The following is a 22,809-nucleotide window of genomic DNA, read 5'->3' as shown; positions in this document are numbered from 1 at the left end:
AAAAAAGGAGACAGGGCTAATCTGTCTCCTTTTTTTATGCCCGAATGTGGCCGCCCGGTTACAGGATCTGCTTTAGTTCGCTCAGGCAGCTGATCTCATAGGTGGGAGCCGGGCGCTTGCGGCCTTTAGACTTCTCCGGGATAAAGTATACCTGGTCTATGCCGGCGTCCCGGGCACCCTCTATATCGCATTCGTAGTTATCGCCGATCATCAGGCAGTCCTCCGGTTTCACCTTTATGCGGTCCAGCAGGTGCTCAAACATACGGCGGTCCGGCTTCTTATAGCCGCAGCACTCCGACGTAATCACCTCCTGAAAGTAGCCATGCAGCTTGGAGGAGTTCATCTTTACGTGCTGCACCTCCCTAAACCCGTTGGTAATGATGTGCAGGCCGTACTTCGGCTGCAGGTAAGCCAGCACCTCATGCGCATGGGGGAATAGCGCTGTCTTGGTCGGGCACATCTCAATATAGGCTTCGGCTATGCCCTCCGGCAGTTCATGCTCCGCCAGCCCCAACCCGAGCAGCGTTTTAACGAAGCGGTTCTCGCGCAGCTCCTTCTGGTTAATTCTTCCTTTATTATAGAGGTCCCAGAGGCGGGTGTTAACGAACTTATACTTGCGGTAAAACGAGTCGCAGTCGAACTTGCCGTGCCTGCTAAGCTCAAACTGGTCGTACAAAGTATAAAGCGTTTCCTCGGAGTTCTTCTCAAAGTCCCAAAGCGTGTGGTCCAGGTCGAAGAGGATGTGGGTGTATGTCTTCATGTGCATGATAACGGGGTCAGGTAAATGTAGAACGGGCAAGCAGGCCGGATGTTGTGGCAAGCCCGGAAGGGGAGGCCGCGCGGAACTGTAATACTAAAAGCCGGGTTCGGGAGTTATACCTGGCGTGGCCTTTAGCTTGTTAGATCGTGGTCCAGCGCCGGTTCTGTAGTTTGGTCACCGCCAGCTCGCGGTTGGAGTGCAGTATTTCATACACCTCCTGGTCTTTTTGCAGGGTGGTGTCGCGCTCCATGTACGCCAGAATCTGGTTCACGAAGTCAGCGCCCTCCTCTTTGATGGAGTAATACACCCACTGGTCGAGCTTTCGGGGCACCACCAGCCCGGCGTTGCGCAGGTAAGAAAGGTGGCGCGACGTCTTGGTCTGTGTGAAGTCCAGCACCTGCTCCAGGTCCGAAGTGCACATCTCTTTGTTGCGCAGAATCAGGTGGAGGATGCGAAGCCTCGATTCATCGGCCAGTGCTTTGAGCACCTGCTGTCCGAAGGCCAGACTGAAGTGTTTTAGTCTCATAATGTGTAGGTAGTAGCGGCAGGCAGTGTGAACAAAATTAGACAAAAGCTGCTACTATAAAAGAATAAATAAGTATAATTGTATCATATGACGCTTTCCCTCCGTACGCCTGCTTCTCTTACCCAACTGCCAAAGTGGATGCTGTTTCCGTTGCTGGGCCTGCTGCTCTTTCTGCTGATGCCAGGGCAGGCGCAGGCGCAGACGAAGCAGCGTGTGGTGCAGCTGTCGGGCTTTGTGGCCACCGGTGACAGCCTCTACGGAGTGGCCGGGGCCGGCGTGTATGTGCCGGGCACTACGCGAGGCACGATCACCAACGAATACGGCTATTTCTCCACGCCGGTGCTGGCCGGCGACAGCGTGCTTTTTAACTCCCTTGGCTTTAAGCCGCAGTACCTCATCATCCCGCAGGACTACGAGAGCCAGAGCTACTCCATTATTATGCAGATGCAGGAAGACCCGACCGAGCTGCCAACGGTAGACGTGTTCCCCTGGGCGACCGAGCGCGACTTTAAGGAGGCGGTGGCAAACGTGCGGATACCGGAGCCCGGCAACGCCATCCTGACCAAGAGCCTGGACCCGCGCTACCTCGACGAGCTGGCCCGGATAACCCCGATGAGCGATGCCCAGAACTTCCGCTTCTGGAACCAGCAGCAGGTACAGCTGCAGCAAAACCGCTACATGTTCCCGTCGCAGGTTAACATGATGGCCATCCCCGGCCTGCTGAAGTCGCTGCTGAACGGCGACTTTAAAAAGAGCGGCAACTGAACCCGGCGCCCGCGGTGTGCAATTTGCTTGCCGTCCGGCATGCATCCATAAGTATGATTTGTGCCGCTGCAGTGCGCTGCAGGAGGCTTTTGGCAACTAACAAATGTGCGCTGCGTTATTTGCCAATGTAGTGTTTTGCGTATACATTACAATGCGACGGTGTCATTCTATTGGCCTTGCCGTTGCCAACACTAAACAGATCATACTATGCTTGAACCAGAACAATTATCCCTTAATATACCGGATACCACAAAGCCGCGCGTCGTTATCATTGGCGGGGGCTTTGGGGGTATAAACCTCGCTAAGAAGTTATCGGGCAAGGATTTTCAGGTGGTGATGTTTGACAGGCAGAACTACCACGGCTTCTGGCCACTGCTCTACCAGGTGGCCACGGGCGGCCTGGAGCCCGACTCCATCGCGGAGCCGCTCCGCAAGATGTTCGGCTCCGACGACTACGAAGACTTTCACTTCCGCCTGGTGAAGGTAACACAGGTTCACCCGGAGACAAAAACCGTGTCTACCATCATCGGAGACATTGCCTACGATTACCTGGTGATTGCCACGGGCACCAAGCCAAACTACTTCGGCAACGACCAGATCAAGAAGTTTGCTTTCCCGCTCAAGCAGGTGCCGGAGGCGCTGAACCTGCGCAGCCAGGTGCTGCAGTGCTTTGAGCAGGCCAACATGACCAAGGACCCGGCCACCCGGCGCAGCCTGATGAACTTTGTGATTGTGGGCGGAGGCCCAACAGGGGTGGAGCTAGCCGGTGCCCTGGCCGAAATGCGCAAGCACGTGCTGCCCACAGACTACCCGAGCCTGGACTTTAACCAGATGAAGATCATCCTGGTGGAGGGCATGGACCGCGTGCTGCCGCCCATGTCGGAGGAGGCCAGCGCAAAGACCTATAAATACCTGAAGGAGCTGGGGGTAGACATGAGGCTGGGCACGCTGGTACAATCTTACGACGGGCAGGTGGCTACGTTCAAAAGCGGGGACCAGATCGAAACCAACACGCTCATCTGGGCTGCCGGTGTAGCCGGAGCCCTAATAGACGGCCTCCCTGAGACGTCGGTGGAGCGGGGGCGCATCCTGGTAAACGAATACAACCAGGTGCTGGGCTTCGATAACATCTTTGCCATCGGCGACATTGCCTTCATGAAGACGCCGGAGTACCCGAAAGGGCACCCGGGGGTGGCGCAGCCGGCGATTCAGCAGGGCAAGCTGCTGGGCAAGAACCTGAAGCGCATCCTGCGCAACGAACAGCCGGAGCCGTTTAAGTACAAAGACAAAGGCTCCCTGGCTATTATCGGGCGTAACCGCGCCGTTGCCGACCTGCCGGGGAACACACACTTCGGGGGCTTTCTGGCCTGGTTTATCTGGCTCTTTGTGCACGTGATGGCATTAGTGGGCTTCCGTAACAAACTGGTCGTGCTCAGCAACTGGGTGTATAAGTTCTTTACCTATGAGAACGGCACCCGGCTGATCATTCGCCCTTTCTACCGTCGGGACGAGCGCTCTAAACGTAAGTTCTTCGAGAAGTACGACGCGGATTAAGCGGCGCACCAGGGCTACGGCAAAACAAAAAAGGCCTGCAGGTTTGTCCTGCAGGCCTTTTTTGTTTTGCCGTCGGAAGTATAAACTACCTGCCGCCGCTGGTGGTGTTGCGGCTGCTGGTAGCGCGCTCGCGCTGCATTGGGTTTTTATTGTCTTTCTGCTGCTGGAAAATCTCAAAGCGAGACGGAGCCATGCGGCGAGGGAAGTAGTTGTTCGACAGGTCCGTGTCTGCCGTCTGCAGGTACGGGTCCAGCTCAAAGTTTACTACCGGCTTTTCCGTAATAAACACCTTGGTGATCTCTTCGTTGTTGTAGCGCCAGATCTCGGCCGGGATGTTCACAACTTCCTCTGAGCCGTCCTCATACTGCATGCGTACAATCAGCGGCATTACCAGGCCTCCCTGGTTCTTGAAGCCCACCTCGTAGAAGTTCAGGCCTGAGTTCAGGGTCTCTTTTTGCTCCGGCGTCAGCTGGCTCATAAACTGCTTGTAGCTCTGCTCATCGGCGGCAGTTGTCGCCAGCGGATCATAGCTGTTGTAGAAGTCCTTCAGCTGCGGCTTCATCTCCACCAGCGTTTTCGGGATGTCCTTCAGGTTGCGCTGCTGCGAGAGGGTCTTAGGAGCCTTGTTCTGCTGCTCACGCACCTGTGCATTCACAAAAGCAGGGTCCTGCGAGTCGATTGTGTACCATTTTACGTCGTCAATGGCAATGTCGGTGTGGTCGGTGGTGTAGAACCAGCCTCTCCAGAACCAGTCCAGGTCCACGCCGGAGGCATCTTCCATCGTGCGGAAGAAGTCGGCCGGCATCGGGTGCTTAAAGGCCCAGCGGTTGGCATACTCCTTAAACGCGTAGTCGAACAGTTCGCGGCCCATTACGGTTTCGCGCAGGATGTTCAGGGCTGTGGCAGGCTTGCCGTAAGCGTTGTTGCCGAACTGCAGCACAGACTCTGAGTTGGTCATGATCGGCACCATGGTGTTCGGGGCGCTTTTCATGTACTCTACGATATCCTGCGGTTCGCCGCGGCGCGATGGGTAGTTGCGTTCCCATTCCTGCTCCGAAAGGTACTGCATAAAGGTGTTCAGGCCTTCGTCCATCCACGTCCACTGGCGCTCATCGGAGTTGATGATCATCGGGAAGAAGTTGTGCCCTACCTCGTGGATAATCACTGAGATCAGGCCGTACTTGGTGCGGTCAGAGTAAGTGCCGTCAGCCTCCGGGCGATAGCCGTTAAACGACAGCATCGGGTACTCCATGCCGCCTACCGGGCCGTGTACCGAAATCGCCACCGGATAAGGGTAGTCAATGGTGTGCTTTGAGTAAGTTTTCAGGGTGTGGCCTACCGCCTCGGTAGAGTACTGCCCCCAAAGCGGGTTCGCCTCTTTCGGGTAGTAAGACATGGCCAGTACGTTTTTGCCGCCCACGTTCACGTTCATGGCATCCCAGATAAACTTGCGGGAGCTGGCCCATGCGAAATCGCGCACGTTATCGGCCTGGTATACCCAGGTTTTCTTGTTTGTGGCTTTGTCCTTTTCGGCTTTCGTCGCTTCTTCCTGCGTTACAATTACCACCGGCTTATCGCTTTTGGCGGCTTGTGCCCAGCGCTTCTGCTGTGTAGAGGTAAGTACCTGACTGGCGTTCTGCAGTTCGCCGGTGCCGGCCACCACGTGGTCGGCAGGCACGGTAATGCTTACTTTGTAGTCGCCGAAAGGCAGGGCAAACTCACCGCTGCCCAGAAACTGCTTGTGCTGCCACCCGTTCACGTCGTCATACACGGCCATGCGGGGGAACCACTGCGCCATCTCGTACAGGTAGTTGTCATCTTCCGGAAAGTACTCGTAGCCAGAGCGGCCGCCCAGTGTTTTCTGGTTGTTGATGTTGTGCTTCCAGTCGATGTTGAAGGAGAAGCTCTGGTTTGGCTTCAGCGGCGAAGGCAGGTCTACACGCATCATGGTGTTGTTGATGGTGTAGTGCAGCGGTTTGCCGCTGCGGTCGGTTACCTTGCTGATCTTAAAGCCGCCGTCAAACTTCTCACGCGTCATGTACTCCACGGCGCGCAGCGGTATATCCTTCTGCAGCTCCGCCGTGCGCGTCAGGTTGCTCATGGAGTTCGGCTCGAAGATGTTCTGGTCCAGCTGCACCCACACGTAGCTCAGTACATCCGGTGAGTTGTTGGTGTAGTTGATGGTTTCAGAGCCGGTGATGGATTGGTTGGTATCGTCCAGCTCCACTTTTATAGTATAATCGGCTCGTTGCTGCCAGTACTGATGCCCCGGCGCACCCGATGCGGTGCGGTAGGTGTTCGGTGTCGGCAACTCCTGCCCCAGTTGGGCGAATTTGGTGTCCTGTGCCAGTGCCGCTAACGGGCCTGCCACCAAGCCAGCCATCGCCAAACCTGCTATAAATTTCCTCATGTGGTTTCGGTTAAGGTAGATTGCTATGGTTGTAAAAGTAATAGTTGCTACAGTGCGTGTATAAACGCTAAAATATACTGGTTTCCATCATCAAAATCAAGGAGATGCCAGCTGCCGCACTGGACAAAACCATGATCCAGTCGCGTTTTTTTGCCCTGAAAAGGTGCATAGCCAGGAAGCCTAGTACAAGAATGATGCCTACGATCAGGAGCTGGCCCAGCTCAATGCCGATGTTAAAGGCCAGCAGCTGCTGCCAGATGTTGCCGTTGCGCCCGAGCATCTGCCGCAGGAAGTTTGAGAAACCCATCCCGTGGATCAGCCCGAAAAAGACCGCCATCAGGTTGTGCAGCGAAAAGATGGTAGGCTGTTTGGCGGCGGCGCCCTTCAGCTTAAAGAAATTGGTAACGCAGGTGAGAAGGATGGTTACCGGTATCAGGAACTCGATAAGTGCCGTGTCGAACTGGATGATCTTGAAGGTCGCCAACGCCAGGGTAATGCTGTGCCCGATGGTGAAGCTGGTGACCAGGGCAATCACCTTGCGCCAGTCCTGCAGGGTGTAAATTGCGCTCAGGGCCAGCAGGAAAAGCATGTGGTCGTACGCCTTGAAGTCGAAGATGTGGTGAAACCCCAGCTCGATGTAGGTAGAAAAAACAGATGACACCGTAACGGTTAGTTTAGATTTAAGATAAAGGTAAGTGGCAAATTACGCAGGAGTGCTTAAACATGCAACGCACAAGTGCGTTAGTATGGCTGCACCTGCGCATTGCCTGCGTTTAAATCGACGAACAGGGGATTTTGCTCTATTAGCTGGTTTATGATTATTGCTTGCCGCTGGTGAGGTAGCAGCCTCTGCCTCTTACGGGGGCTGGTGTCGTAGTTTTTTTGTACTTTAAGTTCACGGTTTCAGAACCTTGAGCCTCTCGCTTTCGCTGGCAACAACAAAAAGCGCTCTTGCTTTATACACAGGTAAACGGCTACAGGCCACTTGCGGCAGGCAGGGGCGGCTGTGTTGCCTTAGAAGTATTTTTATACCTTTAGCACAGTATCATCTCATCTGCCTTGCTTTAGGTGCCGGAGCGTTTTTTGCAAACAACCGAAGCAGGCTACACCATGAAACAACCTCACATGCAGAAACCCTTTAACCAAATCCAAAGAAACCTTGTACACAGAGCAGCGCTGGGCCTGACTGCCCTTGCCCTGGCCTTTAGCGGTTGTACAGCAGCCAATGACCAGCAGGCAGCAGCAGCGGTAACTGAACCTGAAACGATGAAAACAGCTATGGTCTATGTTGGCACTTACGCCGAACCCGATGCCGAGAGTATCTTTCTGTACAGCCTTAACCCGGAGACGGGCGAACTGACGCGTGTGCGCGGCATGAAAGGCGGCGAGAACCCGTCGTACCTGGCGCTCAGCCCCGACAAGCGGCACTTGTACGCGGTAAACGAAACCACGGAGTATGAGGGGGAGAAGAGCGGAGCCGTGAGCGCCTTTGCAGTGGGAGAGCAAGGCGACAGCCTACACCTGCTAAGCAAAGCCGCTTCGAAGGGAGGCGCACCGTGCTATGTGTCCCTGCAGGGGAACACGGTGCTGGTCGCCAACTACGTGGGCGGTAATGTAACGGCCTACCCGGTGCAGGAGAACGGACAGCTAGGGGAGGGGAACACTGTGCAGCACCAGGGTACCGGCCCTAACGCCAAGCGGCAGGATGCGCCACATGCCCACTTTATTGCACCGAGCCCGGACGGGAAGTACAGCTTTGCCGTGGACTTAGGGGCGGATAAAGTGTTTGCGTATAAGCTGCAGGAGGGCCGACTGGTGCCGCATGCGCCTGCCGTAGCCTATGCCGCGGCACCCGGTTCCGGACCGCGCCACCTGGCGTTCCACCCGAACGGCAAGTACGCTTACTTAATTCACGAGCTGAACTCGACCGTAACCGCACTGGCGTACAATGCTGCGCATGGCACCTTTACTGAGCTGCAAACGCTGGGTACGCTTCCTCCGGACTTTGAGGGCGAAAGCTACCCGGCCGCTGTCAAAGTATCCCCGGACGGAAAGTTCCTGTACGGCTCCAACCGCGGGCACAACAGCATGGTGGTGTATGCCATCGACGAAGCAGCGGGAAAACTGACGCTGGTGCAGCATGTGAGTACCGGTGGCGACTGGCCCCGTGATTTCTCAATCGACCCCTCCGGCCGGGTATTGTTGGTGGCAAACCAGCGCTCCGATAACATCACCTCCTTTAAAATAGACACGGCCACCGGTAAGCTAACGGCCACCGGCCACGAAGCGCAGGTGCAAAAGCCGGTGAACCTGGTGTTTCGGTAACTAAAGTGAAGCACAGCAGAAATAAAAACGGCAAAGGCCAGCTATTGCAGCTGGCCTTTGCCGTTTTTACAAATGTATGTCTGAGGCTTTAATTTCCTGGCGGCTTCTCTGTGCAGGAGGAGTTTGGTGGCCTTTGCGTACTCTGGTGGAGGTTTATTTTAGAACGCGCTGCAGGGTGGTTCTTGTCTGGCCGTCTTTGGTGGCGTGTATCATCCTGTCGGCACCGTCCCACGAAACCAGCGCGGTGTCTATGTGGGTGCCGTACCGGATGCTGAGGATCTGGCTTTCCGGGTTGTAGTAGTAGCCCCCGTGCAGGCCCCGGCCATCCGGGCCCAGCTCCATGGTAAACTGCCCCGACTCCTCAAACACAAACCGCATCGTACTTTGGCGCAGGGTGCTGTCGATGTCACTGTCGGCCTTTGCCTGTGCATCGCTGCCAATCTGCATGTCCACCAGCTGCCAGCTCCCGACAATGGAGTAGCTCTGTTGCTGCCCGGGAAAGGTAAAGCCAGCGAAAGTGCAAAGTATAAAAAGGGCGGCAAACGGTAGAAAAAGCTTCATGAAGGGGTGTGTATGATAAACAGCAGCTGCTGTATGGTAGTATAAGCGTTTTAACAGCCTTTCGGGTTCCTCGCCAGAGAGCCCCGGTGCAGGCTGTGGTTTTGCATAAGTGCGTACTAAACTTACGTAAGTATAGCTGTTGCTATCGGGAGTTGCTGGGTTTTATTTTAAAACGCGGTGCGCCGGCTCTGGAAACTCCTCCGGGGCAGAGGCTGGCAGCGCCGCAAAACAACAAAGGATATTATGCTGGAAGTACTGAAAGAAACAGAGGGAGACATGCTGGCCGTTCGGGTGAGCGGCGAACTGACCAACGAGGATTTTGACCTTTACCGCGAACTGATCCGTGACAGGATGAAGCGGTACGGAAGCGCGCGCTTATACTATGAAATGGTGAGCCTAAGCTGGGTAAAGCCTGGCGCAGCGCTGGAAAACGGCTTGTTCGACGTGGTGCACGGGCGGGAGTACGGCCGCGTGGCCATGGTTGGCGAGAAGGTATGGCAGGAGTGGGCGGCTAAGCTCATCAGCCCGTTCAAAAAGAAGGGCGTGCAGTACTATGACCTGCACGAACGGGAGCAGGCCATGCGGTGGGTGCAGGAGGGGGAGTAGGCTTTCTATTCCCCTCCTGCACCAGGTGGTGCTTTACTGGGCCTGGCTTGAAAGAGCCGTAGCCGCGGCGGCCTGCGCTTTCTGGAAGAACAGCAGGTGGTACTCCAGTGCATTACTCCAGTAGGCCCAGGAGTGAGCGCCGGGGCGTTCGATGTAGTCATGCGGGACTTGCTCATACACCATGCGCCGGTGCAGCTCGCGGTTGTCCTCGATCAGAAAGTCATCCACGCCGCAATCAATAATAAACTGCACGCCGCTGGCCTTTAGCTGTGGCACCATGTGCACGACAGAGTTTTGGCGGAAGCGCTCTGTGTTGTCTTCCTTGGGGCCGAGTACCGCCTCCAGGCTGGGCTTCAGGTTCTGGCGCTCTATACCGGCAATGTTTACCGAGCCGCTCATGCTACCGGCGGCCAGGTACAGCTCGGGGTGGCGGGCGGCCAGGTAAAGCGCCCCGTGCCCGCCCATGCTCAGGCCGGAGATAAAGCGCCCTCCTTTTGCCGGGATGGTTTTATAGGTGGCGTCCACCTCCTGCACCAGCTCTTTGGTAATGTAGGTTTCGTACTGGCTCGCCTTGTCAACGGGGCTGTCAAAATACCAGCTGCTGTAGCTGCCCTCCGGCGTTACAATAATCAGGTCATACTTATCTGCCATTGTTTGCAGCAGGTCTTGCGGCTTGGTTACTTTTAGCCAGTTGCTGAAGTTGCCGCTGTACCCGTGCAGCAGGTACAGCACCGGGTAAGGGCCGTTCTTCTTCTTGCCGTAGCTTTTAGGGGTCACCACGCCTGCTTTCAGCGTTTTCTGCATCGAAGGGCTCTGGATCGCCAGTGTATCGACTTTCGCCTGTGCCGTAAGTACAGTTAAAGTGAGGAGGAGTAGAAGGGTGTAGCGTATTTTTTGCATCGTGTTGGAGTTGTTGCTGCTGCAAAGTATAGAATTCTGTTACCTGTTTCAAGCTTTTAGCCGGCGTTACTTTGCAATGCCGTGCGTAGGCTACTCGCCTCACACAAAACCACTGGCTGAAAGCTCACGGCAGCGGGCACCTAAAAACAAAAAGCCACACCAAACGGTGGGGCTTTTGCTCAACTAAACTCTAAACTTAATCTACTTTTATCGCTCTGTCGGAATTTCGACGTCGATGTTATTAAAACGAATCTTGCCGCCGTCTAGTACCGCCTCGACCACAGAATCTTTGTTGATCTTGCCGGACAATATCTCCTTAGACAGCTCGTTGAGCACCTGGCGCTGAATAACGCGCTTCAGCGGACGGGCACCAAACTGCGGGTCGAAGCCCTGCTCGCCCAGGTAGTCCAGCACCTCGTCGGTGGCCACCAGTTGTATGCCGGCTTCTTCCAGGCGCTGCTGGATGTGGCGGAACTGAATGTTGACGATCTTGCGGATATCGCCGCGGCTCAGCGGACGGAACATCACCAGCTCGTCGATACGGTTCAGGAACTCCGGCCTCACCGACTTCTTCAGCAGATCAAACACTTCCTCTTTCGTCTGCTCAATCACCTCGTCGTGGTTCAGTGGCGTCATCTTCTCAAAATTAGATTGGATGATGTGCGAACCGATGTTCGAGGTCATGATGATGATGGTGTTCTTGAAGTTCACCACGCGGCCTTTGCTATCGGTCAAACGGCCGTCGTCGAGCACCTGCAGCAGGATGTTGAACACGTCCGGGTGCGCTTTCTCAATCTCATCGAGCAGCACCACAGAGTACGGCTTGCGCCGGATTGCCTCCGTCAGCTGGCCACCTTCATCGTAGCCCACGTATCCCGGAGGCGCTCCGATCAGCCTACTTACCGCGTGGCGCTCCTGGTACTCACTCATGTCGATGCGCACCATGGCGTTGTCGTCGTTGAACAGGTAATCGGCCAGCGCCTTGGCCAGCTCGGTTTTACCCACACCCGTGGTACCCAGGAAGATGAACGAGCCGATTGGGCGTTTCGGGTCCTGCATACCGGCACGGCTGCGGCGCACGGCATCGGAAATGGCCTCGATCGCCTCCTCCTGGCCCGCTACGCGCTTGCCCAGCTCCTGCTCCAGGTGCAACAGCTTTTCGCGGTCGCTTTGCAGCATTTTGCTAACCGGGATGCCTGTCCATTTGGCCACCACCTCGGCAATATCCTCCGCGTTTACCTCCTCTTTCAGCATCGGGTTCTCGCCCTGCATCTCGCGCACCTGCTCCTGCAGCTGCTTCAGCTTGGCCTCGGCCTCCTGGATTTTGCCGTAGCGCAGCTCCGCCACACGGCCATAGTCGCCGCTGCGCTCTGCCTGCTCGGCCTCCAGCTTATAGTTCTCGATGTTCTCTTTCTCTTTCTGGATGCCCTCGATGATCTGTTTTTCGTTCTGCCATTTGGCCTTTAGGTCATCGCGCTTGCCGCTCAGGTCGGCAATCTCCTTCGAAAGAACCGACTCTTTATCCTTGTCGTTCTCACGGCGGATAGCCTCCCGCTCAATCTCCAGCTGCATGATGCGGCGCTGCAATTCGTCCAGCTCCACTGGCAGCGAGTCGATCTCGATGCGCAGTTTGGCTGCCGCCTCATCCATCAGGTCAATGGCCTTGTCTGGCAAAAAGCGGTCAGAGATGTAGCGGTTCGACAGCTCCACAGAGGCAATGATGGCATCGTCCTTGATGCGCACGCCGTGGTGCAGCTCGTACTTGTCTTTGATACCGCGCAGGATCGAAATGGCATCCGGCACGCTCGGCTCGTCCACCATCACCGCCTGGAAACGACGCTCCAGCGCTTTATCCTTCTCGATGTACTTCTGGTACTCTTTGAGCGTCGTCGCACCGATGGCATGCAGCTCACCGCGCGCCAGTGCTGGCTTCAGCAGGTTGGCAGCGTCCATGGCGCTCTCACCGCCGGCTCCGGCTCCGATCAAAGTATGGATCTCGTCGATGAAGAGGATGATCTCACCCTCGGCATCTGTCACCTCTTTGATCACAGCCTTCAGGCGCTCCTCAAACTCTCCTTTATACTTGGCACCGGCTACCAGCAGGCCCATGTCGAGGCTCATCAGCGTCTTGTTCTTCAGGTTTTCCGGCACGTCGCCAGACACCATCCGCTGGGCCAGGCCCTCCACGATGGCGGTTTTACCCACACCGGGCTCACCCAGCAACACCGGGTTGTTCTTGGTGCGGCGGCTCAGGATCTGCAGCACGCGGCGGATCTCCTCATCGCGGCCAATCACCGGGTCGATTTTACCGGCGCGGGCCAGCTCGTTCAGGTTTTTAGCGTAGCGCTTCAGCGAGTTATACTTGGCTTCTGCATTCTGGTCGGTTACCTTGGCACCTCCGCGCAGCTCTTTAATGGCTTTTTTGAGGTCTTTCTCGTTAAAGCCCACATCCTTCATCAGGCCCGCCACTTTATCGCGGCCAGCCAGCAGGCCCAGCAGCATGTGCTCAATGGCTACGTACTCGTCGCCAAACTCTTTCAGGTAAGCTGTGGCCTTCTGTAAAGCCGCCGCTGCATCGTTCGCCAGGTAGGGGCTGCCGCCGCTCACTTTGGGGTAAGCCGCTACAACCTCATCCAGCTTGCTGTGCAGGATGTTACCGTTGATGTTCAGCTTCTGGAGCAGGAAATTGGTTACGTTCTCGTCGGTCTCCAGAATAGCTTTTAAAATGTGCCCGGTCTCGATAGCCTGCTGCTGGTTGCCGCCTGCTATCTCAGTGGCCTTCTGGATGGCCTCCTGGGCTTTGATGGTATAGTTATTAAAGTTCATAATTCCCTTTGTCTGTTTTCCTTTGTTCTAGTTCTACGAGCTGTATAGCAAAGGATACACCAATGGTACTTTCAGGTGGTTTTGCTGTAATTATGTCATGTTTATGCGTGGTGTTTTAAAGGAAACCAGCCAAAATGTCTGAATCAGGATTCGCGGGATGGGGAAGGATAGGCAGGATTAGTTTGGATGAAAAGGAAGTCATCAGGATGATTTAAACTGATTATTGAACACTTTCTTGTACTGAAGACTGAGGGCACCGAAATTTATGAGCAGGCCAACAGGAAAGTTATAGGCGACGGTGTAGTTTTTAGCTTGTGCTAAGTGAATGTTTTCCAGATTGACTATCGCTTTTAATTCTACCACAATTTTGTTTTCGACGATAAAGTCAGCCCTTCTGCTCCCTACCTCTACACCATTATAATGTATCAACTGCTCCTTTTCCCGTTCAAAACTCAGTCCAGCCTGCTGCAGTTCAATAGCAAGACAGCGTTGGTAAATCACTTCCTGAAACCCACTGCCAAGCGAGTTATGCACTTTCATGGCACATCCTATAACCCTATAAGTTACCTCGTCTAACTCCATTATGTGTTAATAACTTATCGAATCCTCCAAATTACTTCATCTCATTAAATCCTGCTTATCCTTCCTCATCCTGCAAATCCTGATTCAGACATCCTTCTTGAACACTGCCGCATAATGGTCTGCCAGTCGGGTTGGCTCGGGCAGTTTATACTTGGTGGCGCAGTTTAAGGCGATTTCTGTGGCTGATTGCAGGTCCATTAAGTGCCCCGGCGACACGAACACAGGCTTAATGTTGTCCTTTGTCCGAAGCACGTTGGCGACCACCTCGCCTTTGTGCTCCAGCGGCGCGACTGCCCCCTTGGCTGTGCCCGGCTCTTTGTACTTGCCCACCAATACTTTCTTGGCCACACCCATGGTCGGTTTGTTCAGTTGCAGGCCCAGGTGCGTGGCAATGCCCAGGCGGCGCGGGTGCGAAATGCCGTGGCCGTCTACCATGATCAGGTCTGGCTGCTGCTGCAGCTTTTCGTAAGCTTTGAGCAGGTTCGGGGCCTCGCGGAAGGACAGGAAGCCGGGAATGTACGGAAGCTCCACCGGGCCATGGTGCCACACCTTCTCCACCACCTCCAGCTCAGGGTAGGTCAGCAGTATAAAGGCAGAGAGTATCGTGTCTTCGCCTATAAAGGAGGAATCGCAGCCGGCAATCAGCTTCAGCTCAAAGTCGGGTTTCTGGAGGATGATACGCTCCTGCATCTGCCGCTGCTGCTCTGTCAGCGCCTGCAGCACCTTTGGGTCGGGTGGGGGAGCATCGAATCTTCTGTAGTAAGCCATCTGTTTAATTATGAATGATGCATTAAAAATCATGAATGGTGTACGGAGGAACGCCATACTTGCTCATAAGTTGAGATCTTATCCACTCAACCACTCATTCAAAACTCAGTCATTCAGTTATTCAGAATTCCAATCACGCGCTGCAGGGCACGCGGAGGTCAGCGAAGAGGAGCCGCCAGCGGCCGTTGCGGTAGCCGAAGTGGAAGCGGTAGGAGGTGCCGGTGTGCAGTACCGTTGCCTCTACCTGCTGCTGCATTTCCTGCACTTGCTGCGCCTGCTGCTCGGTAAGGTTGGCGTACTGCCACATGTCCGAGTTTTGGAAGCCGGAGGTATTGGTGGTGTAAAAGCATCCATCTTCGGCGTAGCCCGAAGCGCCCTGGTCCATGTCGGCGCAGTCAAACTCCGGGAATGCCTCGCGCTGCTGCAGCTGGCACTGCTTTAGCTGCTGGTTTATACTTGTAAAAGGCCGCTGCTGGTACTGCCGCTTTACCTCCTGCACCTTACTAAAGTGGGTGTAAGACGGCAAGGCGCCCGGCTGCTCAATCAGCCACAGGCCCTGTTCCGGGTCTATAAAAGCATTTAGGGCCGCCGTGTCGCCGGACTGCAGCGCGTTAAAGAACTGGTCGAAAGCCTGCTGGAAAGCCGCCGTATCGGGCGCTGCGGTGTTTTGCTGCCTGACGGGCTCTTCCTGCACTGCCTCCAGCGATGCTGCGTGTCCATCTGCCGTAGTGCCGTTGTTTTGCCCGCCGTTGCCGCAGCTGCAAAGTATACAGGCCAGGCCAAGGAGTGTGAGTAAGTGTCGCATAAGTATGTGTCGCCTTTCTTGGAAGTACGGTGCGCCGGCACCGGAGAGTTATACTTTCTGAACTTTGGCTATGCCCGGTCGTAGTTCTTAGTAGGTAACCAGAGGGTTTGCCTGCAACAACAAAAACAAGTTATGACAAACTATAATACTTTCAACGACAGCGTCCGCATTGATGTGCAGGGCGTTTCCCTGGTGGGTGATTTGGCTATTCCGGAGGGAGCCTTCGGGTTGATTATTTTCTCGCACGGCAGTGGCAGCAGCCGCCTTAGCCCCCGCAACCGCTTTGTGGCCGAGCACCTGCAGCGGTCGGGCTTTGCCACGCTGCTCTTCGATCTGCTGACGGAGGAGGAGGACCAGGACACCCGAAACCGCTTCGATATACCAAAGCTGACCCAGCGCCTCATCGACACTACTTATTGGGTGCAGAAAGACCCGCGCACGCAGGACTTGAACATCGGCTTTTTCGGGGCCAGCACCGGTGCCGCCTCTGCCATAGGTGCCGCCGCCGGCGAGGGACCTGACATCATCAAAGCCGTCGTGAGCCGCGGTGGCCGCCCTGACTTGGCTGATACCGTATTGCCCGACCTGATGGTGCCCACACTGCTGATCGTGGGCGGGAAAGACGAGTCTGTGCTGGAGATGAACATGCAGGCGCAGAACCAGATGCGCTGCATTAAAGACCTGGAGCTTGTGCCCGACGCCACGCACCTGTTCGAGGAGCCCGGCGCCCTGGAGATGGCGGCGCAGCTTGCCACCGACTGGTTCCGCAAATACCTGAAGCCCGACAAGCAGCAGCCGCTGCACCAGAACAGGCCGTGAGCGAACTTCGGATTCTGAAAAGGTGAATGACTGCATCGGTAAAGAACAAAAACTCGCAGGCCTTTGCTCTTCATACTTTAAGCGCAGCGAAGGAGCCCTTTAGCGTGTGGTTTCCCCTTATTCAACTATTCAAAATTGAGTTACTCAAAAACTGAACGAATATGGAGCAGATCAGAAACAGAAAAGAGGCCGCAGAACTCCTGGCGCAGCGACTGGAGAAATACAGGGGGGAGCAGGGGGTGGTGCTGGCTATTCCGCGCGGGGGCGTACCCATCGGGGCGGATATCGCCAGGAAGCTGGGGATGCCGCTGGAGGTTACCTTAGCCAAAAAGATCGGCCACCCCATGAACGCCGAGTTTGCCATTGGCGCCGTAAGCCTGGATAGTGTGGCGGTGGACGAGCGGGCAGAGGTGCCGCAGGAGTACATCGACGCCGAGGTGGGGCGTATCCGGCAGAGCCTGAAGCAGAAGTACGACCTGTTTATGGGGAACCGCCAGCACATTCCGCTCAAAGGCCGCGTGGTGCTCATCGTGGACGACGGCATTGCCACCGGCAAAACGCTGGAGGCCACGATAAAGCTGGTCGGGAAGGAGCAGCCGCGGAAAATTGTGGTTGCCGTGCCTGTTGCCCCGCCTGCCGCCGCAGCACACTTTAGCCAGCTGGCCGACGACTTTGTGTGCCTGCTGGTGCCGTCGTCTTTCCAGGCGGTAGGGCAGTTTTATGAGGAGTTCGGGCAGGTGAGCGACGACCTGGTGATAAAGCTACTGCAGGAGCAGGATGCCGCCTAGGCTAGCGCTCCACAATAAACTCGCTCTGGAACGTCTGGCTTTCCGTGGCAATGCGCACCAGGTACAGGCCGGCCCCCGCTAACCGGTGGATGGGGATCAACGCGCGGATAACGCCGTTGACGCTCCTGATATCCTCCTGCAGGTGCACCAGCTTCCCATCCGAGGTAAAAACGTGCAGGTCGGCATCCGTTGTGGGGTCGCTGTGCTGCAGGTGGAGCGAAACGCTGTGCCCTCCGTTGCTGCTGGTTGGGTAAACCTGTAAGGCCTGCGCCCTTTCCGGCACCTGTACCTGCACTACTTTGGAGGTGCTGCTGGTGCCGTCCGTATCCACTTGCTTTAGCCTGTAGTAGGTGCCTCCTTCGGTGGCGGCCGAGTCGGTAAACGTGTAGTTTGTAACGGAAACTGTTGTGCCTGCGCCTGCTACGCGGCCTATGGCTGCGAACGCTCTCCCGTCTGTAGAGCGCTGCACCTCAAAGTAAGCGTTGTTTTTTTCGGTGGCCGTTTGCCAGTGCAGCTGCACGTGCCCTTCGGAGGCCAGTTGTGCACTGAAGGAGGAGAGCTCGACAGGGAGTGGTGTAATGGCTTCCTGTATGGCGCCAAACCAGATTTGCGCCATCTTCTCTTCACCGCTTGCGTTAGGGTGTACGCCGTCCCAGGTGTCTACCCCGGTGGTGGCGTCAAACCCCGTGTTCTGGTCTACCACTACAACACGAGAGGTCACAGTGCTTAGCTCTTCTGCCAGCGCCGGAATCCTTTTGTTCAGTTCACTAATGTTGGAGGCTGTTTCGGGCCCTACTTTCTGATCATAAGCAGGAATTAGCTGTGCAACCAGTACGATGACGTTCGGGTTCTTTTCCTGTATCTGCTGTATAACCGTTTTAAGCTCGTTTATGGTCTCCTGGTAACATGCTTTGTCAGGAGATACGCCGCCACTACACTGCTTAAACATATCGTTGGTGCCCAGGTGCACAAGTGCAATGTCAGGGTTGTACGACTGCAGCCACTGCGTGAGGTTGCCTTTTCCGTCTCGGCCGTTAAGTACTTCATCGGCGGTCCAGCCCCAGTGGCCTTCGTTGCGGTTGGTATAGGTCTGGCCCCTGTACACGGTGCCTTTCACAGCTGGTGTGCCTCCTTCGTTCACATCGTGGGAGCCAACCAGCTCTATGCTGTTCCCTTTATCGAGCAGCTTTTGCCACAGCCTGTACCGGTATCCCGGGTTCTCCAGGTTACCCTGCGTAATGGAGTTGCCCAGGCACATGATCTTATACTGTGCTGTGGAGGGGATAGCGATAGAGGCAAAAAAGAAGACGAGCAGGTACCGAAACAGGTAAAAGTGTATGAAAGAGAAAAGTGGTGCCATGTAGGATGCGTTATTATCGTATACTCAAGCTTAGCTCGACGTTGATACTACGGTACTGTTTCATCTGCTGTTATATTTTGAGCCAGTGCATTACCTGGTAAAGGGAACATGCGGGGTAATTTTGGGCAGGCACCTGCGCCCGGCGTACGGCGCGAAAGCCCGATGCCGCACTAACCTTTCTCAAAAAAGACTCTTATATTTGCTAATAACTTGAGTTCACTTCCCTGGTTGGAGGTAGTATAACCTATAACTGAAAGAATAAAATGACTGAAAAATCAACAAGAATTATTTATACCATCACGGATGAGGCGCCAGCCCTGGCAACGCGTTCTTTCTTACCTATCGTTCAGACTTTCACAAAGGCTGCCGGCATCGAGGTAGAAACAAGAGATATTTCACTGGCAGGCCGTATACTCGCTACTTTCCCAGAGAAGCTTTCAGAAGAGCAGAAGCAGAGCGACGACCTGGCTTACCTGGGCGATTTGGCTAAAACTCCAGAGGCGAACATCATCAAGCTTCCAAATATTAGTGCTTCTATACCTCAGCTTACTGCTGCTATCAAAGAGCTGCAGGAGCAAGGATACAACATTCCTAACTATCCATCTGAGCCTAAAAACGACGAAGAGAAAGAGACGAAGGCACGTTATGCTAAGATTTTAGGTAGTGCTGTAAACCCTGTGTTGCGCGAAGGTAACTCTGACCGCCGTGTGGCTGATGCCGTGAAGCAGTATGCCAAGAGCCACCCGCACTCTATGGGCGAGTGGTCATCAGACTCTAAAACGCACGTGGCTCACATGGAGAGCGGCGACTTCTACGGCAGCGAGCAGTCTGTTGTGGTAGATAAAGCGACAGATGTACGCATTGAGTTTGTTGGCGCTAACGGCGAAACAAAAGTACTGAAAGAGAAAGTGGCGCTGAAAGCAGGAGAGGTAATGGATTCTTCTGTGATGCATGTAAAGGAACTGAACGCCTTCTTTGAAAAAGCAATTGCCGAGGCGAAGGAGCAAGGTATACTTTTATCGCTGCACCTGAAGGCTACTATGATGAAGGTGTCTGACCCTATCATGTTTGGCCACGCGGTTAAAGTTTTCTTTAAAGACGTGTTTGAGAAGCACGGCGCTACATTTAAAGAAATCGGCGTTGACGCGAACAACGGTCTAGGCGATGTGTACAACAAAATCAAGAGCCTGCCAGAAGATAAGCGTGCTGAAATAGAAGCTGACATCAAAGCGGAGTATGCGAAGCGTCCTGAACTGGCGATGGTAAACTCTGATAAAGGCATCACTAACCTGCACGTACCAAGCGATGTGATCATCGACGCATCTATGCCTGCAGCAATCCGTTCTTCAGGCAAAATGTGGGGCCCGGATGGTAAACTACACGACACAGTGGCTATCATACCTGATCGTTCTTATGCCGGTATTTACCAAGAGGTGATCAAGTTCAACAAAGAGAACGGAGCCTTCGACCCAACAACGATGGGTACAGTGCCGAACATCGGTCTGATGGCGCAGAAAGCAGAAGAGTATGGCTCACATGACAAAACTTTCGAGATGACTGCCGCTGGTACTGTACGCATGGTAGATGCTGACGGAAACGCGCTGATGGAGCAGAAAGTAGAACAGGGCGATATTTTCAGAGCTTGCCAGACGAAAGACGTAGCGATTCAGGACTGGGTGAAGCTGGCGGTAACAAGAGCCCGCATTACGAATACGCCTGCAATCTTCTGGCTTGACCCGCAGCGCGCGCACGATGCCAACCTGATCAAGAAAGTAGAGAAGTACCTGCAGGACCACGACACAAACGGCTTGGAGATTAAGATCATGTCTCCGGTTGAGGCTATGCGCTATACGTGCGAGCGTGCTAAAGCTGGTAAAGACACTATCTCAGTAACTGGTAACGTGCTGCGCGACTACCTGACGGACCTGTTCCCGATCATCGAGTTAGGCACAAGTGCTAAAATGCTGTCTATCGTTCCGTTGCTGGATGGCGGTGGCCTGTTCGAAACAGGTGCCGGTGGATCTGCACCAAAGCACGTAGAGCAGTTTATTGAAGAGAACTACCTGCGTTGGGATTCTCTTGGCGAATTCCTGGCACTGGCAGTATCGCTGGAAGACCTGGCTTACAAAACCAACAACGATAAAGCAAAGGTACTGGCTGAGGCCTTGAACAAAGCAAACGCTGAGTTCCTGGAGAAAGACAAATCGCCTTCTCGTAAAGTAGGCGGCATCGACAACCGTGGTAGCCATTTCTACCTGGCGCTGTACTGGGCTCAGGCGCTAGCCGAGCAAAACGATGATCAGGAGCTGAAGGAGCGTTTCTCTAAACTAGCAAAAGAACTAGGCGAGAACGAGCAGAAAATCGTTGACGAGCAAATCGCAGCACAAGGCAAGCCTGTTGACATCGGTGGTTACTTCCACCCAGATGAAGAAAAGACAAGCAAAGCCATGCGCCCAAGCGAGACGCTGAACAACGCTTTAGCCAGCTTCTAATCTGAAGTATAAAGTATAAAAAGGAAAGGCTGCCTGAGAGATCGGGCAGCCTTTCCTCTTTATACTTTTGCTTGTCCTTGACACTCCGTATGCCGCAAGTTTAGCGGAGCGTAACTTGTGGCTATGTATGATGCCAGTTTGTAACTGGTGCATAACTAAAACTGAATCTTTGCCAGTTACAAACTGGCACTATATTATACCACCAGTTACCGCTGCGCTCAAACTGGCGGTATGGTTAGCTTAGAAGTATGATATCAACCATGCCCTTCTCACCTGCATAGTCTATTGCACTGCTATAGGGATAATTCTGCGGCTCCCACACGAAACCAGCTTCCACAGGATTTTGATGGATGTAATCTAGCTTCTGCTCTATTAGAGAATTTGAATTTAGCTCGATAGGCTGGTTGTGCTGCTGCCAAAACTGAAAAGTCTGATTGTTGCTGTTTAGCCTTCCGGCACGCTCAAACATCCAGAGCATCCATTCCTTACGACTTTCCTGCGGGTTATCGGCAATAGCTTTGAGTATAGTTTTAGAGGTGTGCTTTTTAAGGTCGCGGATAATACCTGACTGGTTTTCTGTTGTGAACCAATAATAAGATGAACGTGATTGGACATAAGGCACCAGGCGTACACTTCTAAGCCTTTGTTCCGAACACAGTAGTTCAGGCTATCAACTACAATGGCCTTATAGGCAGGTCTGGTAAAGACATCTATCCAATTTACAGTGGCAAATGAAATGAAGTGCAGTTGGCTCTGGTCGTTGATCTTGTAGTTTCGGCTCATGATAATCTATACGAATACACACGAACATACCGCCAGTTTGAGCGCAGCGGTAAAGGTAGTTGGTATGAGGCCCGTTTGTAACTGGCACTAATCCACATTTATTCTTTCGCCAGTTACAAACTGGCATCATACGTAGCCACAAGTTGCGCGGCATGGCAGGTTGCAGCCCTTCTACCAACAACCTTTCCCGCACAACGCTGTTACAGCAAAGGAACAGAGAGGCAAGTATGGAAATTGAAAATACAGCACAGCAGGCAACAATAGTACTAGCGGGAGCCACCGGTGACCTAGGTGGCCGTATCGCCCAGGCGCTTCTGGAGCGTGGGGCAAATGTGAGGGTACTGGTGCGACCTAGCAGTAACAAGGAGAAAGTAAAGGCACTAAAGCGGGCGGGTGCCAGTATTTATGAGGTTGATTTTCATAATGCAGCTGAGTTGGCAAAGGCTTGTGAGGGTGCTAGCTGTGTTGTTTCTGCATTATCGGGGCTGCACTATGTAATGGTGGGCATACAGAAGCTGCTATTGGATGCAGCCGTAACTGCTGGAGTGCCACGATTTATACCTTCTGATTTTTCGATAGATTTTACAAAGCTCCCTTACGGCAACAACCGCAACCTTGACTTGCGGAAGGAGTTTACAGAACGTCTTGATAAAGCCCCTATTGCGGTTACTTCTATCCTGAATGGCATGTTCACAGACTTGCTGACGGGGCAAGCGCCGGTTGTGCTTTTCCCAATAAAGAGGGTGATGTACTACGGCGATCCAAACCAACTCATGGATTTTACTACTATTCAGAATACAGCTGATTATACTGCGGCTGCGGCCCTTGATCCGGCCACGCCACGGTACCTTCGCATTGCAGGCGACGTACGCAGTGCCGAAGGGTTAAAAGAAGCTGCCAGCCAAGTAACCGGAGAAGAGTTTAAGCTGCTTCGGGTTGGTGGAGTAGGTATGCTTACGACTATCAGCAACATCACGAAAGCCCTTACTCCTAAAAGTAAAGAGGTGTTTCCCGCTTGGCAAGGCATGCAGTACATGCGCGATATGTTCAGCGGCTTACCAAAGCTGAAGCCCTTGGATAATGATCGCTACCCGGAGATTAAATGGACCAGTGTAACCGAAGTACTTGAAAAGCGATAACTGGAAAGACATTACAGGTTATACACTGTATGCTTGTATT

21 protein-coding genes are annotated in these 22,809 nt (G+C 54.1%); 8 read left to right on the top strand and 13 right to left on the bottom strand.

Translation table 11 applies throughout. The features are described 5' to 3' along the window. Window positions 1-58: 58 nt before the first annotated feature. Entirely contained in the window at window positions 59-760 is a 702-nt protein-coding gene (locus CA264_RS14235; protein ID WP_025608064.1) for a YjjG family noncanonical pyrimidine nucleotidase, read from the bottom strand. A 139-nt stretch (window positions 761-899) separates the two neighbouring features. Next, window positions 900-1,286: an ArsR/SmtB family transcription factor gene (locus CA264_RS14230; protein WP_025608063.1), complete on the bottom strand. Its 387-nt coding sequence runs from the start codon at window positions 1,284-1,286 to the stop codon at window positions 900-902. Between the two features lie 87 nt (window positions 1,287-1,373). On the opposite strand from CA264_RS14230, the gene CA264_RS14225 reads away from it, so the two are divergent. After that, on the top strand, window positions 1,374-2,051 hold the full coding sequence (locus CA264_RS14225) for a carboxypeptidase-like regulatory domain-containing protein (RefSeq protein WP_237151123.1): 678 nt from the start codon (window positions 1,374-1,376) through the stop codon (window positions 2,049-2,051). Window positions 2,052-2,258: 207 nt separating this feature from the next. Next, window positions 2,259-3,605: an NAD(P)/FAD-dependent oxidoreductase gene (locus CA264_RS14220; RefSeq protein WP_025608061.1), complete on the top strand. Its 1,347-nt coding sequence runs from the start codon at window positions 2,259-2,261 to the stop codon at window positions 3,603-3,605. Between the two features lie 85 nt (window positions 3,606-3,690). Here CA264_RS14220 and CA264_RS14215 read toward each other — a convergent pair whose 3' ends face one another. Both CA264_RS14215 and CA264_RS14210 read right to left on the bottom strand, forming a co-directional pair. Next, on the bottom strand, window positions 3,691-6,015 hold the full coding sequence (locus CA264_RS14215; protein WP_025608060.1) for a M1 family metallopeptidase: 2,325 nt from the start codon (window positions 6,013-6,015) through the stop codon (window positions 3,691-3,693). 67 nt (window positions 6,016-6,082) lie between these two features. Further along, window positions 6,083-6,676: a HupE/UreJ family protein gene (locus CA264_RS14210; RefSeq protein WP_025608059.1), complete on the bottom strand. Its 594-nt coding sequence runs from the start codon at window positions 6,674-6,676 to the stop codon at window positions 6,083-6,085. Window positions 6,677-7,140: 464 nt separating this feature from the next. On the opposite strand from CA264_RS14210, the gene CA264_RS14205 reads away from it, so the two are divergent. Then, on the top strand, window positions 7,141-8,340 hold the full coding sequence (locus CA264_RS14205; RefSeq protein ID WP_211332054.1) for a lactonase family protein: 1,200 nt from the start codon (window positions 7,141-7,143) through the stop codon (window positions 8,338-8,340). A gap of 153 nt (window positions 8,341-8,493) precedes the next feature. Here CA264_RS14205 and CA264_RS14200 read toward each other — a convergent pair whose 3' ends face one another. Next, window positions 8,494-8,901, bottom strand: coding sequence for a hypothetical protein (locus CA264_RS14200; RefSeq protein WP_025608057.1), 408 nt, complete (start codon window positions 8,899-8,901; stop codon window positions 8,494-8,496). 243 nt (window positions 8,902-9,144) lie between these two features. Here CA264_RS14200 and CA264_RS14195 point away from each other — a divergent pair, with 243 nt between their 5' ends. Continuing rightward, window positions 9,145-9,507, top strand: coding sequence for a SpoIIAA family protein (locus tag CA264_RS14195; RefSeq protein WP_025608056.1), 363 nt, complete (start codon window positions 9,145-9,147; stop codon window positions 9,505-9,507). 33 nt (window positions 9,508-9,540) lie between these two features. Here CA264_RS14195 and CA264_RS14190 read toward each other — a convergent pair whose 3' ends face one another. The 5 genes from CA264_RS14190 to CA264_RS14170 all read right to left on the bottom strand — a co-directional run bounded on the left by CA264_RS14190 (window position 9,541) and on the right by CA264_RS14170 (window position 15,388). After that, entirely contained in the window at window positions 9,541-10,407 is an 867-nt protein-coding gene (locus CA264_RS14190) for an alpha/beta hydrolase (RefSeq protein WP_025608055.1), read from the bottom strand. Window positions 10,408-10,614: 207 nt separating this feature from the next. Beyond that, window positions 10,615-13,233: an ATP-dependent chaperone ClpB gene (gene clpB, locus CA264_RS14185; protein WP_025608054.1), complete on the bottom strand. Its 2,619-nt coding sequence runs from the start codon at window positions 13,231-13,233 to the stop codon at window positions 10,615-10,617. A gap of 201 nt (window positions 13,234-13,434) precedes the next feature. Beyond that, the gene (locus CA264_RS14180; RefSeq protein WP_025608053.1) at window positions 13,435-13,815 is read right to left on the bottom strand and encodes a GxxExxY protein; all 381 of its coding nucleotides are present in this window, start codon (window positions 13,813-13,815) and stop codon (window positions 13,435-13,437) included. Window positions 13,816-13,899: 84 nt separating this feature from the next. Continuing rightward, window positions 13,900-14,583, bottom strand: a complete 684-nt coding sequence (nfi, locus tag CA264_RS14175; RefSeq protein WP_025608052.1) for a deoxyribonuclease V — start codon at window positions 14,581-14,583, stop codon at window positions 13,900-13,902. Window positions 14,584-14,716: 133 nt separating this feature from the next. Further along, on the bottom strand, window positions 14,717-15,388 hold the full coding sequence (locus CA264_RS14170; RefSeq protein ID WP_025608051.1) for a hypothetical protein: 672 nt from the start codon (window positions 15,386-15,388) through the stop codon (window positions 14,717-14,719). A 132-nt stretch (window positions 15,389-15,520) separates the two neighbouring features. Here CA264_RS14170 and CA264_RS14165 point away from each other — a divergent pair, with 132 nt between their 5' ends. Together CA264_RS14165 and CA264_RS14160 are read left to right on the top strand one after the other, a co-directional pair. Continuing rightward, entirely contained in the window at window positions 15,521-16,207 is a 687-nt protein-coding gene (locus tag CA264_RS14165; RefSeq protein ID WP_025608050.1) for a dienelactone hydrolase family protein, read from the top strand. Window positions 16,208-16,368: 161 nt separating this feature from the next. Beyond that, window positions 16,369-16,995 (top strand): phosphoribosyltransferase, encoded by a 627-nt coding sequence (locus CA264_RS14160; protein ID WP_025608049.1) that lies wholly within the window; start codon window positions 16,369-16,371, stop codon window positions 16,993-16,995. Between the two features lies 1 nt (window position 16,996). Here the strand turns inward: CA264_RS14160 and CA264_RS14155 are convergent, their stop codons facing one another. Continuing rightward, on the bottom strand, window positions 16,997-18,355 hold the full coding sequence (locus CA264_RS14155) for a GDSL-type esterase/lipase family protein (RefSeq protein WP_025608048.1): 1,359 nt from the start codon (window positions 18,353-18,355) through the stop codon (window positions 16,997-16,999). 263 nt (window positions 18,356-18,618) lie between these two features. On the opposite strand from CA264_RS14155, the gene CA264_RS14150 reads away from it, so the two are divergent. Continuing rightward, window positions 18,619-20,847, top strand: a complete 2,229-nt coding sequence (locus tag CA264_RS14150; RefSeq protein ID WP_025608046.1) for an NADP-dependent isocitrate dehydrogenase — start codon at window positions 18,619-18,621, stop codon at window positions 20,845-20,847. Window positions 20,848-21,082: 235 nt separating this feature from the next. Here the strand turns inward: CA264_RS14150 and CA264_RS22455 are convergent, their stop codons facing one another. Next, on the bottom strand, window positions 21,083-21,406 hold the full coding sequence (locus CA264_RS22455; protein ID WP_335682979.1) for a transposase: 324 nt from the start codon (window positions 21,404-21,406) through the stop codon (window positions 21,083-21,085). Then, window positions 21,292-21,630, bottom strand: a complete 339-nt coding sequence (locus tag CA264_RS22450) for a transposase (RefSeq protein ID WP_335682335.1) — start codon at window positions 21,628-21,630, stop codon at window positions 21,292-21,294. Before CA264_RS22450 ends, CA264_RS22455 begins: the two co-directional genes overlap by 115 nt. A gap of 227 nt (window positions 21,631-21,857) precedes the next feature. Here CA264_RS22450 and CA264_RS14140 point away from each other — a divergent pair, with 227 nt between their 5' ends. Further along, window positions 21,858-22,769 (top strand): NmrA family NAD(P)-binding protein, encoded by a 912-nt coding sequence (locus tag CA264_RS14140; protein WP_025608045.1) that lies wholly within the window; start codon window positions 21,858-21,860, stop codon window positions 22,767-22,769. Window positions 22,770-22,809: the final 40 nt, after the last annotated feature.

The organism is Pontibacter actiniarum, assembly GCF_003585765.1.
GTDB lineage: Bacteria > Bacteroidota > Bacteroidia > Cytophagales > Hymenobacteraceae > Pontibacter > Pontibacter actiniarum.
The sequence above is the reverse complement of the archived record's forward strand: the minus strand, read 5'-3'. Positions and strand labels throughout refer to the sequence as shown.

What these genes read in the sequence shown, in the direction of transcription:
- CA264_RS14235 (WP_025608064.1), bottom strand. Translation starts at nt 760, where the DNA reads ATGAAGACATACACCCACATCCTCTTCGACCTGGACCACACGCTTTGG.
- CA264_RS14230 (WP_025608063.1), bottom strand. Translation starts at nt 1,286, where the DNA reads ATGAGACTAAAACACTTCAGTCTGGCCTTCGGACAGCAGGTGCTCAAA.
- CA264_RS14225 (WP_237151123.1), top strand. Translation starts at nt 1,374, where the DNA reads ATGACGCTTTCCCTCCGTACGCCTGCTTCTCTTACCCAACTGCCAAAG.
- CA264_RS14220 (WP_025608061.1), top strand. Translation starts at nt 2,259, where the DNA reads ATGCTTGAACCAGAACAATTATCCCTTAATATACCGGATACCACAAAG.
- CA264_RS14215 (WP_025608060.1), bottom strand. Translation starts at nt 6,015, where the DNA reads ATGAGGAAATTTATAGCAGGTTTGGCGATGGCTGGCTTGGTGGCAGGC.
- CA264_RS14205 (WP_211332054.1), top strand. Translation starts at nt 7,141, where the DNA reads ATGCAGAAACCCTTTAACCAAATCCAAAGAAACCTTGTACACAGAGCA.
- CA264_RS14200 (WP_025608057.1), bottom strand. Translation starts at nt 8,901, where the DNA reads ATGAAGCTTTTTCTACCGTTTGCCGCCCTTTTTATACTTTGCACTTTC.
- CA264_RS14195 (WP_025608056.1), top strand. Translation starts at nt 9,145, where the DNA reads ATGCTGGAAGTACTGAAAGAAACAGAGGGAGACATGCTGGCCGTTCGG.
- CA264_RS14190 (WP_025608055.1), bottom strand. Translation starts at nt 10,407, where the DNA reads ATGCAAAAAATACGCTACACCCTTCTACTCCTCCTCACTTTAACTGTA.
- clpB (WP_025608054.1), bottom strand. Translation starts at nt 13,233, where the DNA reads ATGAACTTTAATAACTATACCATCAAAGCCCAGGAGGCCATCCAGAAG.
- CA264_RS14180 (WP_025608053.1), bottom strand. Translation starts at nt 13,815, where the DNA reads ATGGAGTTAGACGAGGTAACTTATAGGGTTATAGGATGTGCCATGAAA.
- nfi (WP_025608052.1), bottom strand. Translation starts at nt 14,583, where the DNA reads ATGGCTTACTACAGAAGATTCGATGCTCCCCCACCCGACCCAAAGGTG.
- CA264_RS14170 (WP_025608051.1), bottom strand. Translation starts at nt 15,388, where the DNA reads ATGCGACACTTACTCACACTCCTTGGCCTGGCCTGTATACTTTGCAGC.
- CA264_RS14165 (WP_025608050.1), top strand. Translation starts at nt 15,521, where the DNA reads ATGACAAACTATAATACTTTCAACGACAGCGTCCGCATTGATGTGCAG.
- CA264_RS14160 (WP_025608049.1), top strand. Translation starts at nt 16,369, where the DNA reads ATGGAGCAGATCAGAAACAGAAAAGAGGCCGCAGAACTCCTGGCGCAG.
- CA264_RS14155 (WP_025608048.1), bottom strand. Translation starts at nt 18,355, where the DNA reads ATGGCACCACTTTTCTCTTTCATACACTTTTACCTGTTTCGGTACCTG.
- CA264_RS14150 (WP_025608046.1), top strand. Translation starts at nt 18,619, where the DNA reads ATGACTGAAAAATCAACAAGAATTATTTATACCATCACGGATGAGGCG.
- CA264_RS22450 (WP_335682335.1), bottom strand. Translation starts at nt 21,630, where the DNA reads ATGAGCCGAAACTACAAGATCAACGACCAGAGCCAACTGCACTTCATT.
- CA264_RS14140 (WP_025608045.1), top strand. Translation starts at nt 21,858, where the DNA reads ATGGAAATTGAAAATACAGCACAGCAGGCAACAATAGTACTAGCGGGA.